This window comes from Comamonas flocculans (genome assembly GCF_007954405.1).
GTDB lineage: Bacteria > Pseudomonadota > Gammaproteobacteria > Burkholderiales > Burkholderiaceae_C > Comamonas_C > Comamonas_C flocculans.
Genome location: NZ_CP042344.1, coordinates 2,017,178 through 2,033,089 on the forward strand (window position 1 = coordinate 2,017,178; position 15,912 = coordinate 2,033,089).

Sequence of the window (15,912 nt, forward strand, 5' to 3'; positions counted from 1 at the left end):
GAGCCGCACCCCTCAGCCCCAGCGGGGGAGGGGGCACTGCGGAGAGGCGCATGAAAAAAATCCTGATTGCCAACCGCGGCGAGATCGCCCGCCGGGTGATCGCGACGGCCCGGCAGATGGGCATCGCCACCGTCGCGGTGCATTCCGACGCCGACGCCCATGCGCCGCACGTGCGCGAGGCCACGCAGGCCTTCGCGCTGGGCGGCAATACCTCCGCCGAGAGCTATCTGCGCGTGGACAAGCTGCTGGCGGCGGCGCGTGCCACCGGCGCCGATGCGATCCACCCCGGCTACGGCTTCCTGAGCGAAGACGCGGCCTTTGCCCAGGCCGTGCAGGACGCCGGCCTGGTCTGGATAGGCCCGCCCCCGGCGGCCATCCGTGCGCTGGGCGACAAGGGCGCGGCCAAGCGCCTGGCCGTCCGGCAGGGCGTGCCGGTGCTGCCGGGCTATGCGGGTGAAGACCAGTCGGTAGCACGCTTCACCGCCGAGGCGCACAAGATCGGCTACCCGCTGATGGTCAAGGCCGTGGCGGGTGGCGGCGGGCGCGGCATGCGCCTGGTGATGCAGGCGGGCGATCTGCCTGCCGCGCTGCAGGGCGCCCGCTCCGAGGCGCTGGCGGGCTTTGGCAATGGCGAGCTCTTGATCGAGCGCGCGGTGCTGCAGCCGCGCCACGTGGAGGTGCAGGTGTTTGCCGACGCGCTGGGCAACGCGGTGCATCTGGGCGAGCGCGACTGCTCGGTGCAGCGGCGCCACCAGAAGATCATCGAAGAGGCTCCCTCGCCCGCCGTCTCGCCCGAACTGCGCGCGCGCATGGGCGCCTGCGCCGTGGCTCTGGCGCAGGGCGCGGGCTACGTCGGCGCGGGCACGGTGGAGTTTTTGCTGGAAGGCGAGGATTTCTACCTGATGGAGATGAACACCCGCCTGCAGGTCGAGCACCCGGTGACCGAGGCGATCACCGGCCTGGATCTGGTGGCGTGGCAGATCCGCGTGGCGCGCGGCGAGGCGCTGCCGCTCACCCAGGAGCAGGTGCAGCTCACCGGCCACGCCATCGAGGTGCGCCTGTGCGCCGAGGACGAGAACTACACCCCGCACGCCGGGCGCATTGCGCACTTTGCCGAGCCGCCGGGCGCGAGCCACTTCGCGCGCGCCGGCCTGCGCTTTGACCATGCGATGAGCGCGGGCGGCGAAGTCACGCCGTACTACGACGCGATGCTGGGCAAGCTCATCGTGCATGCCGACACGCGCGAGGCGGCGATCAACCAGCTCATCGCCGCGCTGGCGCAGACCGAGGTGCTGGGCCTGCCGACCAACCGCGGCTTTCTGATGGAATGCCTGGGCGATGCGCGCTTTCAGGCGGGCAAGGCGCTGATCTCCTTCCTTGATGAACACGGTGACGCACTGCGTGCGGCGCTCCTTGAAAAAGAGCTGGTTGCGCATGACAGGTATGCGTTTGCGGCCTATTTGACCGTGAATGTGGCGGGCCTGCCCTGTGCCTTTGCCGCTCCCCGGCGGCTGCGCCACCGCGAGCACGTCCGCACCGTGGCGGTGCGTGCCGTGGCCGGTGGCTGGCTGGTCGATGCGGTGCCAACGGACGGTGGGAGCGGCTTCAGCCGCGAAGAAGAACGCGAAGACAAGCCTTCGCGGCTGAAGCCGCTCCCACGGGAAGGGGCGCCCGCGGGGGGCGAGTCTTCGCCGCGCCACATCGCCGTGCAGGCGCTGCCCGACGGCAGCTTGCGCTGCACGCAGGACGGTTGGGCCGAGCGCGTGCGCGCCGTCCCCGTGGCGGGTGGCGAGGGCGGCCAGCGCTGGCATGCGCAGGCGGGCGGCGTCGATTGGTGGTTCGAGGACGAGAGCTACCTGCCGGCGGCCAGCGCCAGCCAGGCGCAGGCGGCCACCGAACTGAAGGCCCCCTTCAACGGCCGCGTGGTGCGCATCGTCGCGCAACCGGGGCAGGCGCTGGCGCAGGGCGAGGCGGCCGTGGTCATCGAGTCGATGAAGCTGGAGCACAGCCTGGCCCCGCGCGCCGCCGCCACCGTGGCCGAGGTGCTGGTCGAGGTCGGCCAGCAGGTCAGCCCCGGGCAGGTGCTGCTGCGCTTTGTGCCGCCCCAGCCGCAGGAGAAACCCGCATGCGCATGAGCACCGAAGAATTGCAGGAGGCGCGCACGCAGCTCGTCGATACCGTTGCGCGCTTCGCCAGGACGGAGATCGCGCCGCACGTGACCGAATGGGATGCGGCGGGTGAATTCCCGCGCGCCCTGTACACCCGCGCGGCCGATCTGGGCCTGCTTGGCCTGGGCTACCCCGAGGCGCTGGGCGGCACGCCCGCGCCCTGCGGGTTGCGCATGCCGGTGTGGCGCGCGCTGTGCCGTTACGGCGCCTCGGGCGGGGTGCAGGCCAGCCTGTTCTCGCACAACATCGCGCTGCCGCTGATCGTCGCCCTGGGCACGGATGCCCTCCAGCGCGAGGTGATCCCGCCGGTGCTCGCGGGCGAGCGGATCGCGGCGCTCGCCATCACCGAGCCGGGCGGCGGCTCGGACGTGGCGCAGCTCAAGACCACGGCGCGGCGCGAGGGCGACGAGTACGTGATCGACGGCGAAAAGATCTTCATCACCTCCGGCATGCGCGCCGACTGGTTCACCTTGGCCGTCCGGACGGATGTGGCCAACAAGGGCGCGGGCGGCATCAGCCTCATCGTGGTGCCGGGGGACAGCAGCGGTCTTTCGCGCACGCGCCTGGACAAGATGGGCTGGCTCAGTTCCGACACCGCGCACCTGCGCTTTGACGGCGTGCGCGTCTCCGCGCGTTACCTGCTGGGCGCCGAGGGCGCGGGCTTCAAGGCCATCATGGGCAACTTCAACGGCGAGCGCCTGGGCCTGGCGGCGGGCGCGGTCGGCTTTGCCGAGGCCTGCCTCGATGAGGCCCTCTCCTGGGCACGCCAGCGCAGCACCTTCGGCCAACCGCTGACCCAGCACCAGGTGATCCGCCACAAGCTGGTGGACATGCGCCAGCGCATCTGCGCCACCAGCGCCTGGCTGGACGCCGTGGCCGCGCGCTTCGATGCGGGCGACACCGGGGCGGACTGGGTGGCCGAGGTCTGCACGCTCAAGAACCAGGCCACGCAGACCATGCAGTTCTGCGCCGACGCGGGCGTGCAGATTCTGGGCGGCATGGGCTACATGCGCGGCACGGTGTGCGAGCGCATCTACCGCGAGGTCAAGGTGGTGACCATAGGTGGCGGCACCGAGGAAATCATGAAGGAGCTCGCTGCGCGGCAGTGGGGGTTTTGACGGTTTTGCTCCTTCCCCCTCTGGGGGAAGGTGGGGATGGGGGCTTGCGGCGTACCGCATTGCAGTGGCGCAGGTAGCCCCCACCCCAACCCTCCCCCAAAGGGGGAGGGAGTCGGTCACTGAACCAAGGAAGATGCACATGACAGAACTGCTGACCCGCCAGGAAGACGGCATCCTCTGGCTCACCATCGCCCGCGAAGAGCGCCGCAACGCCATGAGCGCGGCGGTGATCGCGGGCCTCACCGAACAGCTCGCACGCGCCAACGGCGACCGCAGTCTGCGCGCCATCGTGCTCACCGGCGCGGGCGAGAAGGCCTTTTGCGCGGGCGCCGACCTGGCAACGGGCAAGAGCTTCCAGTTCGACTATTCCGAACCGCAGCAGGGCTTTGCCACGCTGCTGCGCACCGCGCACGCCACGCACCTGCCCTTGATCGCGCGCGTCAACGGTGCCTGCATGGCGGGTGGCATGGGGCTGCTGGCGATGTGCGACCTGGCCATTGCCGCGCCGCATGCGCGCTTTGGCCTGCCCGAGGTCAAGGTGGGCGTGTTCCCGGCGCAGGTGCTCTCCGTGCTGCAGGGCCTCATCGGGCGGCGCGCGCTGGCGGACTTGTGCATCACCGGCGAGGCCATCGGCGCGCGGCAGGCGCTGGCCATCGGCCTGGTCAACGAGGTGGCCGAAGACCTGGATGCGGCGGTGGAAAAACTGCTCGCGCGCATCGTGGACAAATCCCCCGCCGCCATCCGCCGCGGGCTCTACCTGATGAAGCACCTGGAGGCGCTGCCCTTCGAGCAGTCGATCGCCTTCACCGAAAGCCAGATCGGCCTGTTCGCCTTGACCGAGGACGCGCGCGAGGGCCAGGCGGCCTTTCGCGAAAAACGCGCACCGCTATGGAGTGGACGATGAACGAGAGCAAAGTGGTCCGCATTGGCGGCGCCAGCGGTTTCTGGGGCGATTCCAGCGTGGGCGCGCCCCAGCTCGTGGCCAGCGGCCAGGTGGACTACCTCGCCTTTGACTACCTGGCGGAACTCACCATGTCCATCCTCGCCGCCGCGCGCATGAAAAAACCCGAGCTGGGCTACGCCACCGACTTCGTCACCGTGGCGATGCGCGCGGTCTTGAAGGACGTGGTGGCGCGCGGCATCCGCGTGGTCAGCAACGCCGGCGGCGTGAACCCCGAAGGCTGCGCCCAGGCGCTGCGCGAGCTGGCCGCCGAGCTGGGCGTGCAGGTCAGCGTCGCCGTCGTCACCGGCGACGACGTGATGCCGCTGCTGCCCGAGCTGCGCGCCAGCGACCCGCCCGTCGCCGAGCTGCAAAGCGGCGCGCCGCTGCCCGCGCGCGTCGTCACCGCCAACGCCTATCTGGGCGCGCTGCCGATCAAGGCGGCGCTCGATGCCGGAGCGCAGATCGTCGTCACCGGCCGCTGCGTGGATTCGGCCGTCACGCTGGGCATATTGATGCATGAATTCGGCTGGCAGGCGCATGAGCTCGACCGCCTGGCGGGCGGGAGCCTGGCGGGCCACATCATCGAATGCGGCTGCCAGGGCACGGGCGGGCTGCATACCGACTGGGAGCGGGTGCCCGACTGGGCGCACATCGGCTACCCCATCGTGGAGTGCGCCCGGGACGGCAGCTTCACCGTCACCAAGCCCGCAGGCACGGGCGGGCTGGTTGCGCCGCAGGTGGTGGCCGAGCAGATGCTCTACGAGATCCACGACCCCGCGGCCTACCTGCTGCCCGACGTGGTTTGCGACTTCACGCAGGTGCGCATGGCGCAGACCGGGCCCGAGCGCGTGCACGTGAGCGGCGCGCGCGGCCTGCCCGCGCCCGCCAGCTACAAGGTCTGCGCCACCTACATGGACGGCTACAAGACCTCGGCGCAACTGACCATCGTCGGCATGGACGCGGTGGCCAAGGCGCGGCGCACCGGCGAGGCCATCTTCACCCGCGTGGGCGAGCTGCTCGCGGCCCAGGGCCTGGCGCCGTTCTCCGCCACGCACATCGAGGTGCTGGGGGCCGAAAGCGGCTGGGGGCCGCTGGCAAACCCGGCGGTGCAGCACACGCGCGAGGCGGTGCTGCGCATCAGCGCGCGCCACGCGGACAAGGCCGCGCTGCAACTGCTGGCGCGCGAGGTGGCGCCCGCGGGCACCTCATGGGCGCCGGGCACCACCGGGGCGGGCGGGCGCGCGGCCGTCTCGCCGCTGATACGGCAGTACGCGTTCTTGCTCGAAAAGGGGCGGGTGGCGGCGCGGGTGGTGCTTGATGGAACGGAAGTGGCGCTGCCAGCCCCTCACCCCTCCCTCTCTCCAGAGGGGCGAGGGCGATCAACCCCGCCAGTATTTCCCCCTCTCCCTCTGGGAGAGGGCAGGGGTAAGGGCCAGGTGTCAAATTGCCCCCAAACGCTTGCTGAGCAAGCACCACAAGCTATCAATACAGAAGAAACCGGCACCATCGAAGTCCCGCTGATCCGCCTCGCCTGGGCGCGCTCGGGCGACAAGGGCGACACCTCCAACATCGGCGTGATCGCGCGCCGGCCCGAATGGCTGCCCCTGCTGCGCGAGCAACTCACCACGGAGGCCGTCAAGGCGCATCTGGCCCATGCCGTCAAGGGCACGGTCACGCGCTTTGAGGTGCCCGGCATTGCCGCCTTCAACTTCGTCTGCACGCAGGCGCTGGGCGGGGGCGGCATGGCCAGCTTGAACAACGACGCGCTCGGCAAGGGCATGGCGCAGATGCTGCTGGCGATGCCGCTGCGCGTGCCGGCGCACTGGGGAGTCAAAGCATGAAGGTCCGGTTCGACTATTCCGGTTGCCATGTGATGGTCTTTGGCGGCACCACCGGCATCAATCTGGGCATAGCGCAGGCCTTTGCGGCGGCGGGCGCGCGCGTGACCGTGGCCAGCCGCAAGCAGGTCAACGTGAATGCCGCGATGACGGCGCTGGGCGGGCTGGCCTTCGGCGTGGTCTGCGACGTGCGCAACGAAGCCTGCGTGCGCGCGGCGCTGGCGGCGGCAGTGGCGCGCCACGGGCCGATCAACGTGCTGGTCTCGGGCGCGGCGGGCAACTTCCTGGCGCAGGCCAGCGAGATGTCCGCCAACGCTTTCAAGGTGGTGGTGGACATCGACCTGATCGGCAGTTTCCACGTCGCGCACCATGCCTATCCGCATCTGCACAAGCCCGGCGCCAGCGTCATCTTCATCAGTGCGCCGCAGGCGGTGGTACCCATGCCCGGGCAGTCGCACGTGGGTGCGGCCAAGGCCGGCGTGGACCAGTTCGCGCGCGTGCTGGCGCTGGAATGGGGCGCGGCGGGCGTGCGCGTGAACGTGATAACGCCCGGGCCCATCGAAGGCACCGAAGGCATGAAGCGCCTCGCGCCCCAGGGCGAGGAGGGCGACGCGCTGGTGCGCGCCCTGGTGCCGCTGGGGCGCATGGGCACGCCGCAGGACATTGCCAACCTGGCGATGTTCCTCGGCTCCGACGCGGCCAGCTACCTGTCGGGCGCCGTCATCGCCTGCGACGGCGGGGCGCAGAACATGCTCACGCCCATGATCCGCGCCGCCGCGCAGCAAGAGCCACCCTCTTCACCCTCAGACAAGGAGACACCGCCGTGATAGCCATGACCCCATCCGCAGAGCTGCGCCGCATCCGCCGCGTGGCGCTGGGCGACCTGATCCACCGCAGCGCGCTCAAATTCCCCCGCCGCACCGCCGTGGTGGACGGCGACGTCCGCATGGACTACGCCGAACTCGACGCGCGCAGCTCGCGCTTTGCCCATGCGCTGCTCGAACGCCTGGGCAGCGGCCACCAGATCGGCATGCTCTGCGCCAACTCGGCCGACATGGTGGTGGCCTACAACGGCATCCACAAGTCGGGCAACGTCTGGGTGCCGGTCAACACCCGGCTGGACCCGGCCGCGATCGACTACATCCTGCGCCACGCCGAAGTGTCCGCCGTGGTGGTGGACGAAGCCCTGCACGCCGCCCCCGGCATGGCCGAGCTGCTCGCGCGCCTGGCGGTGCCGCTGTTCATCACCATGGCCGCGGGCACGGAGACGGCCGTCGCCAACGCCTGCACGCTGGCGCAGGCGCAGCACGGGCAAAGCGATGCGCTGCCCGAGCTGGACATGGCCAGCGAGCAGCCTGCGCTCATCATGTACACCAGCGGCACCACCGGCCACCCCAAGGGCGCGGTGCACAGCCACGCCTCGGTGGCAGCGGCGCTGATGGGCAACATGGCCGGTTTCGGCATCACCGAGCAGGACGTGTTCTCGGCCCTGCTGCCGCTGTACCACTGCGCCCAGCACACCCTGGTGGCCACGGCGCACATGGCGGGCGCCTGCGCGGTGCTGCTGCGCGGCTTCGTGCCCGACGAGGTGCGCGCCAGCATCACCGCCGAGAAGTACACCCTCTTCACCGGCCTGCCCATGATGTACGGCGCGCTGCTGGCGGACCCGGCGTTTCGCGCGCCCTCGCTGCGCCTGGCGATCTACGCCATGGCGCCCATCCCCGACGCGCTGATCCAGGTGATCGCCGAACGCATGACGCCCAACGTGCAACTGGCCACCGGGCAGACCGAGATGTACCCCGGCACCATGACCTTCAAGCCCATGGAGCACCCCGGGCTGGGCGGCAACTTCTGGGGCTTTTCCCTGCCGCACAACGAGACCGCGGTGATGGACGACGAAGGCCGCCTGCTGGGCGAAGGCCAGCCGGGCGAGATCGTGCACCGCGGCGCCAACGCCATGCTGGGCTACTTCAAGGACCCCGAGGCCAGCGCCGCCGCGCAGCGCTTCGGCTGGCACCACACGGGCGACCTGGGCATGTGGGGGCCGGGCGGGCAGCTGATGTTCCTGGACCGCAAGAAGGACATGATCAAGACCGGCGGCGAGAACGTCGCCAGCGTCAAGGTCGAGGCCGTGCTGCTGGGCCACCCCGGCGTGGCCGGCTGCGGCGTCATCGGCCTGCCGCACCCGCGCTGGAGCGAGGCGGTCTGCGCCTTCGTGGTGAAGAAGCCCGGCGCCGAGCTGGACGAGCAGGCGCTGGCCGCCCACTGCCGCGCGCACCTGGGCGGCTTCGAGGTGCCCAAGCTGATCCACTTCGTCGACGCGCTGCCTGCCACTTCGACGGGCAAGGTGCAAAAGCACCTGTTGCGCAAGCAGTTCGAGAGGCTGGCGCAGGAGGCATGGACCAAAGAGGAGGGGGCGTGAACTGAACCGCGATCGATTCAGCCGCGTGTGAAGACCGCGCGGTACGCACTCGGCGAGGTGCGGTACGCTTGGCTGAAATGCTGGCGCAGCGACACCGCACTGCCAAAGCCCGCATGCTGTGCGATGGTCTCGATCGGCTGCTGCGTGGTCTCCAGCATGCGCTGCGCGTAGGCCAGGCGCTGGCCCAGCAGCCACTGCCCGACCGTGGCTCCCGTCAATTCCCTGAAGCGCCGCGTGAAGTTGCGCCGGCTCATCGCGGCGCGCGCGGCCAGTGAGTCGAGGGTGTGCGGTTCGGCCAGGTTCGCCACGGTCCAATTCAGCAGCTCGCTGAGACGGTCGCCGCCCGGCGCATCGTGCAGCGGCTGTTCGATGTACTGTGCCTGCCCGCCCTGCCGATGCGGCGCGACCACCATCCGCCGCGCAACGCGGTTTGCGACTTCCGCGCCATGCCAGCGGCGCACCAGGTGCAGGCAGCAGTCGATCCCGGCGGCGGTGCCGGCGGAGGTCACGAGCCGGCCGTCGCCGGCATCGACGTACAGCACATCCGGCACCAACTCCACCTGCGGGTAGCGGCGCGCAAACGCATCGACCGCGCTCCAGTGCGTGGTGGCCCGGTGGCCGTTCAGCACGCCGGCCTCGGCGAGGACGAACGCACCCAGGCACAGTCCGACCACCGTGGCGCCGCGCGCATGCGCCGCACGCACGGCATCCAGCATGGCGGTGGGCGGCGGCTCCTGCGGATCGCGCCACGACGGCACGATCAGCACGTCGGCGTGCGCAGCATCCTTCAGTGTCCATTCGGTCTGGACGGCAAATCCGGCGGTGGTGCGCAATCCGCGGCGCCGGCCCGTCTCGCCCGCGCAGATGCGCAGCCGGTACGAGGGCAGCCCCGCCCAGGCGCGATCCTCGAACACCAGGCACGGCACCGACAGGTGGAACGGGCTGATGTGGTCGAACGCCAGGACGGCGATTTCCCTGGGGTGCATGGCGTCTCCGTGGTTTGGCCCGATTTCAACGGTGAATGTCTTTTGGGCCACTTTCGCGAAGCATAGCCCCGGACGATCATCGTGTCCACGGGCCCATTGCGAAGCCCGGTCCATCAACCCCTGCAGAGGAGCCTTGCCATGACCGCATCCGCCACCCCAAAGCGCGCCCTGATCGTGATCGACGTGCAAAACGAATACCTCACCGGCAACCTGCCGATCGAGTACCCGGACCCGCAGCAGAGCGTCGCCCATGTCGGCATCGCCATGGATGCGGCCCGCGCGGCCGGCATTCCGGTGATCGTCGTGCAGCAGACCGCGCCGGCCACTTCGCCGCTGTTCGCCGTCGATTCGGATGGCTGGCAGCTGCATCCGGCCGTCGCGTCCCGCCCGCGCGACCATTACGTGCGCAAGACGCTGCCGAGCGCCTATCCGGAAACCGGCCTGGCAGAGTGGCTGCGGGAGCATGGCATCGACACGCTCACGGTGGTCGGCTTCATGACGCACAACTGCGATGCATCGACCATCAACCACGCGCTGCACAACGGCACGGCCGTGGAGTTCCTGCACGACGCGTCGGGTGCGGTGTCCTACCGCAACCAGGCTGGCTTCGCGAGCGCCGAGGACATCCACCGCGTGTTCAGCGTGGTGCTGCAATCGCGCTTCGCGGCGGTGCTGTCGACCCGGGAATGGGTGCACAGCGTGAAGACCGGCGCGGCGCCGGTGCGCGACAGTATCTACCGGTCCAACCGGCGGGCGCGTGGGCTGCTGAAGATTGATGGATGAACTCCGGCGGCGGCTTTGTGGATAAGCCGCAGGCCCTCACCCCTGCCGCACAATCGGCCGCATGTCCGCAAGCCCCGCCCCCGCCCACCGCGGCTGGATCCTTGCCGGCCTCATGGCCATGATGATGCTGGCGGCGATGGACACCACCATCGTCTCCACCGCCATCCCGCAGATCGTCGGCGACCTGGGCGGGCTGGCGCGGGTCAGCTGGGTGTTTTCCATCTACCTGGTGGCGCAGACCGTCACCATTCCCGTCTACGGCAAGCTGTCCGACCTGTTCGGGCGCAAGCCCGTGCTGATGGGCGGCACGCTGCTCTTCCTGCTCGGCTCGGTGGCCTGCTCTGCCGCCTGGGACATGCATGCGCTGATTGCCTTTCGCGGCCTGCAGGGCCTGGGCGCGGGCGCCATCATGGCCACGGTGATGACGCTGGCGGGCGACCTCTACGAGGTGCGCGAGCGCGGTGCGGTGCAGGGCTGGTTGTCCAGCGTCTGGGGCGTGGCGGCGATCGCGGGGCCGCTGCTGGGCGGCGCCTTTGCCGAATACGCCAGCTGGCGCTGGATCTTCCTGGTCAACCTGCCGATCGGCGCCGTGGCGCTGGTGCTGGTGGGGCGCGAGCTGCACGAGGTCTTCCAGCAGCGCGCGGCGCGCATCGACCTGGCGGGCGCCGCCCTGCTGCTGCTGGCGCTGGGGCTGCTGACCTTCGGCGTGCTTGAAGGCGGGCAAAGCTGGCCCTGGGCCTCGTGGCAGATGGGTCTGGTGGGTGCGCTGGCGCTGCTGGCGCTTGCCGCGCTGGTGCGGGTGGAGCGGCGCGCCGCCGAGCCGGTGCTGCCCGGCTGGCTGTGGCGCCGGCGCGAGCTGCTGGGCTCCAACCTCGCGGCGATCGGCATGGGCCTGGTGATGATGGCGCCCAGCATCTTCCTGCCCACCTTCCTGCAGGCCGTGCAGTCGCAGGGCGCGATCGCGGCCGGCTTTGTGCTTGCGGCGGTGAGCATGGGCTGGCCCGCGGCCTCGGCGCTGTCGCCGCCGCTGTACGCGCGCCTGGGCTTTCGCGACACCGGCCTGTTCGGCTGCCTGCTCATCGTGCTGGCGGCGCTGGCCTTCCTTGCCATGCCGCGGCCGCAGCCGGTGGCGCTGGTGTTTGCCGACCAGGTGCTGCTCGGCGCCGGGCTGGGCTTCTTTTCCACGTCCATCCTGGTGGGCATGCAGTCCTGCGTGGACTGGGGCCGGCGCGGCGTGGTGACGGGCTCGCACATGTTCTCGCGCTACCTGGGCCAGAGCCTGGGCGCGGCGCTGTTCGGCGCCATCTTCAACGCCGCGCTGCAGGCCAGGCTGGCGCAGGCGCCCGCGGCCCTGCGCGCCGGGCTGCCGACGCAGGTGGACGGCGTGCTTGCCGCACTGCAGGCGCCGGCCACGCCGGCGCCCGTGGCGGGCTACCTGCGCCAGGCCATTGGTGCGGCCACCGACGCGCTCTACCTGGGCATGGCGGTGCTCGCGCTGCTGATGCTGCTGGCGCTGCTGCTCGCACCGCGCCGCTTCCCGGTGATCGACGAAGGCCCAAAAAGTAGTACCACGGGTTAACCCTAATATCTGGCCCCGACCAGTTTGTGCAACCATGGCAGCCCCTTCCCATGCACAAGGCAGCATGCCATGGCCACTTCCACCCTGGGCATCAAGGTCGATGAGCGACAGCGCGAGCGCATCCATGCGGCCGCGCAGCAGATCGGGCGCACGCCCCACTGGCTGATCAAGCAGGCGGCCATGCTCTACGTGGACGCGGTGGAGCGCGGCGCGCATGAAATCCGCCTGCAGAACGCGGGCGCCGACGAGGCGGATGCGGCCGAGGCCGACACCGCCGCCGCGGGCAACGCCGCCGCCCAGCCCTTTCTGGCCTTTGCCCAGTCCATCCTGCCGCAGACGCCGCTGCGCGGCGCGATCACCGCCGCCTGGCACCGGCCCGAGCCCGAATGCCTGCCCGTGCTGCTGCCGCTGGCGCGCGCCAGCGAGCCCGCGCAGGAAGCGCGCGTGCGCGAGCTCGCCACCCGCCTGGTGCAGGGCCTGCGCGACGCGCCGGTGCTCAGCGGCGTGGCCGCGCTGGTGCAGGAGTTCTCGCTCTCCAGCCAGGAGGGCGTGGCGCTGATGTGCCTGGCCGAGGCGCTCTTGCGCATCCCCGACCGCGCCACGCGCGACGCGCTGATCCGCGACAAGATCAGCCACGGCGACTGGCGCGCGCACGTCGGGCGCTCGCCCTCGCTGTTCGTCAACGCCGCCGCCTGGGGTCTGGTGCTGACCGGCAAGCTCACCGCCACCAGCAGCGAAAAGACGCTCTCGGCCGCGCTCACCCGCGTGATCGCCAAGGGCGGCGAGCCGGTCATCCGCCAGGGCGTGCACCGCGCGATGAAGCTCATGGGCGAGCAGTTCGTCACCGGGCAGGACATCTCCGAAGCCCTGGCCAACAGCCGCGCGCATGAAAAACAGGGCTTTCGCTACAGCTACGACATGCTGGGCGAAGCCGCCACGACCGAGGCCGACGCCCAGCGCTACCTGGCCGACTACCAGCAGGCCATCCACGCCATAGGCAGCGCGGCCAACGGGCGCGGCATCTTCGACGGACCGGGCATTTCCATCAAGCTCTCGGCGCTGCACCCGCGCTACAGCCGCGCCCAGTACGAGCGCGTGATGAGCGAGCTGCTGCCGCGCGTGCTGCATCTGGCGGAGCTCGCGCGCCAGTACGACATCGGCATGAACATCGACGCCGAAGAGGCCGACCGGCTGGAGCTGTCGCTGGACATCCTGGAGGCGCTGTGCGCCGCCCCCAGCCTCAAGGGCTGGAGCGGCATAGGCTTCGTGGTGCAGGCCTACCAGAAGCGCTGCCCGCAGGTCATCGACTATCTTGTCGACCTGGCCCGGCGCAGCCGCCGCCGCCTGATGGTGCGCCTGGTCAAGGGCGCCTACTGGGACAGCGAGATCAAGCGCGCGCAGCTCGATTGCCTGCCCGGCTACCCGGTGTATACGCGCAAGGCCTATACCGACGTGAGCTACCTCGCCTGCGCGCGCAAGCTGCTGCAGGCGCCCGACGCCATCTACCCGCAATTTGCCACGCACAACGCGCAGACCCTGGCCAGCATCTACCACCTGGCGCAGTCGGTGGGCGGCAGCTACTACAGCGGCCAGTACGAATTCCAGTGCCTGCACGGCATGGGCGAGCCGCTGTACGCGCAAGTGGTCGGCCCGACGGCCGAGGGCAGGCTGGCGCGCCCCTGCCGCATCTACGCGCCCGTGGGCAACCACGAGACCCTGCTGGCCTACCTGGTGCGCCGCCTGCTGGAAAACGGCGCCAACACCTCCTTCGTCAACCGCATCGGCGACCCGGCCGTGCCCGTTGCCGAGCTGGTGCAGGACCCGGTGCAGCAGGCGCAGGAGATCGCGCGCGACGAGGGCGTGCTGGGCGCGCCGCACCCGCGCATCCCGCTGCCGGTTGACCTGTTTGCCGGCCAGGGCGCGCTGGCGCGGCCCAACTCCCAGGGCCTGAACCTGGCGCACGAGCAGCGCCTGGCCTCGCTCGCGGTGGCGCTGCTGGGCAGCACCAGCCACCCCTGGTTTGCCATGCCGCCGGGCGTGCAGCCGCCGCCCGAGCCGGAACACGACGCCGCCTGGCAGCCGCTGCTCAACCCCGCGCAGCTGCAGGACACCGTGGGCTGGGTGCGGCCTGCGGATGCCGGCGACGTCGAGCGCAGCGCCCGGCGCGCCGCCCAGGTGCTGCCCATGTGGGCCGGCCTGCCGCCCGCGCGCCGCGCCGACGTGCTGGCGCGCGCGGCCGACCTGCTGGAGCAGCGCGGCCAGCTGCTGATGGGCCTGATCCAGCGCGAGGCGGGCAAGACCCTGGCCGCGGCGCTGGGCGAAATCCGCGAGGCCACCGACTTCCTGCGCTACTACGGCGCGCAGGTGCAGGCGCAGTTCGACAACGCCAGCCAGCGCCCGCTGGGCGTGCTGCTGGCCATCAGCCCCTGGAACTTCCCGCTGGCCATCTTCACCGGCCAGGTGGCGGCGGCGCTGGCCGCGGGCAACGTGGTGCTGGCCAAGCCGGCCGAGCAGACCCCGCTCACCGCCGCGGCCATGGTCGCCATCCTGCACGAGGCCGGCGTGCCGCCGGATGCGCTGCAGCTGCTGCCCGGGCCGGGTGATACCGTGGGCGCGCAGCTCGTGGCGCATCCGCAGGTGGCGGGGGTGCTGTTCACCGGCTCGACCGCGGTGGCGCGCCTGATACAGCAGCGCCTGGCCACGCGCCTGTCGCCCCAGGGCCGCGTCATCCCCTTGATTGCCGAAACCGGCGGGCTCAATGCCATGGTGGTGGATTCTTCGGCACTGGCCGAGCAGGTGACGCTGGACGTGCTGGGCTCGGCCTTCGACTCGGCCGGGCAGCGCTGCTCGGCGCTGCGCCTGCTGTGCCTGCAGGAAGACATCGCCGAGCGGCAGCTGGCGATGCTCAAGGGCGCGCTGCAGGAATGGCGCATGGGCAACCCCGACCGCCTGGACACCGACGTCGGCCCGGTCATCGACGAAGAGGCGCGCGCGCAGATCGAGGCCCACATCGAGGCCATGCAGACCGCGGGCCAGAAGGTCACGCGGCTGCACCAGGGCGCGGACAAGGGGCATTACGTGCCGCCCGCGATCATCGAGCTCGACAGCGCCGCGCGGCTGACGCGCGAGGTCTTCGGACCGGTGCTGCACGTGGTGCGCTACCGGCGCGAGGCGCTGCCCGAGCTGCTGGCGCAGATCAACGCCAGCGGCTACGGCCTGACCTTCGGCGTGCACAGCCGCATCGACGAAACCATCGCCGAGCTCAGCGCCCGGGTGCAGGCCGGCAACATCTACGTGAACCGCAACATCGTCGGCGCGGTGGTCGGCGTGCAGCCGTTCGGCGGCATGGGGCTGTCGGGCACCGGCCCCAAGGCGGGTGGGCCGCTGTATCTGTACCGGCTGGTGCAGGGCGCGCCCAACGAGGCGCTGGCCGCGCTGCCCGCGACGGGGGCCAGTCCGCCCACGCCGGCCGCGGCGCTGCTCGAGCCGCTGCTGCAGTCGCCGCCCGCGCAGGTGGACACTGCCCAGGCCCGCGCCCTGGTGCAGGCCGCCGTCAGCGCCGCGCGCCTGCATGAAAGCTGGCTGCTGCCCGGCCCCACGGGCGAATCCAACCGCTACCGGCTGCTGCCGCGCGGCCCGGTGTGGGCGCTGCCGCGCACCGCGCTGGGCCTGCTGGCGCAGGTGGCCGCGGCGCTGGCCAGCGGCAACGCCTGTGCGGTCGTGCTGCCAGCAGGCGAGCAGGAGTGCGCGGCCGCCTGGTCGGCCCTGCAGGCGGCGCTGGGTGAGCAGGCGCGCGCCCGCCTGCGCCAGGCCGACGCCGCTGCGCTGGACGATGCGCCCATGGCCGCGCTGCTCTTCGAGGGCGACGGCGACGCCCTGCTGCAGCTGGCCGCGCGCGTGGCCGCGCGCGCGGGTGCGCTGGTGCGCGTGGAAAGCCGCAGCAGCGACGAGCTGGCCGCAGGCCGCGGCTACGACCTGGCGGCGCTGGTGCACGAGCAGTCGATCAGCACCAACACGGCGGCGGCCGGCGGCAACGCGCAGTTGATGACGATGGCTTGAGCACCAGCCTGCCTTG

Annotated in this window: 10 protein-coding genes; 9 read left to right on the forward strand and 1 reads right to left on the reverse strand. The window is 71.1% G+C overall.

Features of this window, described 5'->3' with window-relative positions:
• Window positions 1-50: 50 nt before the first annotated feature.
• From FOZ74_RS09755 to FOZ74_RS09780, 6 genes are all read left to right on the forward strand, one after another.
• Window positions 51-2,135: an ATP-binding protein gene (locus FOZ74_RS09755; protein WP_146912883.1), complete on the forward strand. Its 2,085-nt coding sequence runs from the start codon at window positions 51-53 to the stop codon at window positions 2,133-2,135.
• Window positions 2,126-3,286, forward strand: a complete 1,161-nt coding sequence (locus FOZ74_RS09760; RefSeq protein ID WP_255437548.1) for an acyl-CoA dehydrogenase family protein — start codon at window positions 2,126-2,128, stop codon at window positions 3,284-3,286. Before FOZ74_RS09755 ends, FOZ74_RS09760 begins: the two co-directional genes overlap by 10 nt.
• A 133-nt stretch (window positions 3,287-3,419) precedes the next feature.
• Window positions 3,420-4,190, forward strand: a complete 771-nt coding sequence (locus FOZ74_RS09765; RefSeq protein ID WP_146912884.1) for an enoyl-CoA hydratase/isomerase family protein — start codon at window positions 3,420-3,422, stop codon at window positions 4,188-4,190.
• Window positions 4,187-6,070, forward strand: a complete 1,884-nt coding sequence (locus FOZ74_RS09770; protein WP_146912885.1) for an acyclic terpene utilization AtuA family protein — start codon at window positions 4,187-4,189, stop codon at window positions 6,068-6,070. Before FOZ74_RS09765 ends, FOZ74_RS09770 begins: the two co-directional genes overlap by 4 nt.
• The gene (locus tag FOZ74_RS09775; protein WP_146912886.1) at window positions 6,067-6,894 is read left to right on the forward strand and encodes an SDR family oxidoreductase; all 828 of its coding nucleotides are present in this window, start codon (window positions 6,067-6,069) and stop codon (window positions 6,892-6,894) included. The genes FOZ74_RS09770 and FOZ74_RS09775 overlap by 4 nt, the downstream gene beginning before the upstream one ends.
• Window positions 6,895-6,899: 5 nt before the next feature.
• Window positions 6,900-8,489 carry a class I adenylate-forming enzyme family protein gene (locus FOZ74_RS09780; RefSeq protein WP_255437550.1) on the forward strand — a complete coding sequence of 530 codons (1,590 nt, stop codon included), beginning with the start codon at window positions 6,900-6,902 and terminating at the stop codon, window positions 8,487-8,489.
• A 17-nt stretch (window positions 8,490-8,506) separates the two neighbouring features.
• Here the strand turns inward: FOZ74_RS09780 and FOZ74_RS09785 are convergent, their stop codons facing one another.
• Window positions 8,507-9,475 (reverse strand): GlxA family transcriptional regulator, encoded by a 969-nt coding sequence (locus tag FOZ74_RS09785; protein WP_146912888.1) that lies wholly within the window; start codon window positions 9,473-9,475, stop codon window positions 8,507-8,509.
• A 138-nt stretch (window positions 9,476-9,613) separates the two neighbouring features.
• Between FOZ74_RS09785 and FOZ74_RS09790 the strand changes: the two genes are divergently transcribed.
• The 3 genes from FOZ74_RS09790 (at window position 9,614) to putA (ending at window position 15,896) form a co-directional block, all read left to right on the forward strand.
• Window positions 9,614-10,258, forward strand: coding sequence for a cysteine hydrolase family protein (locus tag FOZ74_RS09790; RefSeq protein ID WP_146912889.1), 645 nt, complete (start codon window positions 9,614-9,616; stop codon window positions 10,256-10,258).
• Window positions 10,259-10,319: 61 nt separating this feature from the next.
• The gene (locus tag FOZ74_RS09795) at window positions 10,320-11,837 is read left to right on the forward strand and encodes an MFS transporter (RefSeq protein ID WP_146912890.1); all 1,518 of its coding nucleotides are present in this window, start codon (window positions 10,320-10,322) and stop codon (window positions 11,835-11,837) included.
• A 69-nt stretch (window positions 11,838-11,906) separates the two neighbouring features.
• A complete protein-coding gene (putA, locus tag FOZ74_RS09800) occupies window positions 11,907-15,896 on the forward strand; it encodes a trifunctional transcriptional regulator/proline dehydrogenase/L-glutamate gamma-semialdehyde dehydrogenase (RefSeq protein ID WP_146912891.1) in 3,990 nt (1,329 codons plus the stop codon).
• Window positions 15,897-15,912 lie beyond the last annotated feature (16 nt).

What these genes read in the sequence shown, in the direction of transcription:
- FOZ74_RS09790 (WP_146912889.1), top strand. Translation starts at nt 9,614, where the DNA reads ATGACCGCATCCGCCACCCCAAAGCGCGCCCTGATCGTGATCGACGTG.
- FOZ74_RS09780 (WP_255437550.1), top strand. Translation starts at nt 6,900, where the DNA reads ATGACCCCATCCGCAGAGCTGCGCCGCATCCGCCGCGTGGCGCTGGGC.
- FOZ74_RS09765 (WP_146912884.1), top strand. Translation starts at nt 3,420, where the DNA reads ATGCACATGACAGAACTGCTGACCCGCCAGGAAGACGGCATCCTCTGG.
- FOZ74_RS09755 (WP_146912883.1), top strand. Translation starts at nt 51, where the DNA reads ATGAAAAAAATCCTGATTGCCAACCGCGGCGAGATCGCCCGCCGGGTG.
- putA (WP_146912891.1), top strand. Translation starts at nt 11,907, where the DNA reads ATGGCCACTTCCACCCTGGGCATCAAGGTCGATGAGCGACAGCGCGAG.
- FOZ74_RS09760 (WP_255437548.1), top strand. Translation starts at nt 2,126, where the DNA reads ATGCGCATGAGCACCGAAGAATTGCAGGAGGCGCGCACGCAGCTCGTC.
- FOZ74_RS09785 (WP_146912888.1), bottom strand. Translation starts at nt 9,475, where the DNA reads ATGCACCCCAGGGAAATCGCCGTCCTGGCGTTCGACCACATCAGCCCG.
- FOZ74_RS09795 (WP_146912890.1), top strand. Translation starts at nt 10,320, where the DNA reads ATGTCCGCAAGCCCCGCCCCCGCCCACCGCGGCTGGATCCTTGCCGGC.
- FOZ74_RS09770 (WP_146912885.1), top strand. Translation starts at nt 4,187, where the DNA reads ATGAACGAGAGCAAAGTGGTCCGCATTGGCGGCGCCAGCGGTTTCTGG.
- FOZ74_RS09775 (WP_146912886.1), top strand. Translation starts at nt 6,067, where the DNA reads ATGAAGGTCCGGTTCGACTATTCCGGTTGCCATGTGATGGTCTTTGGC.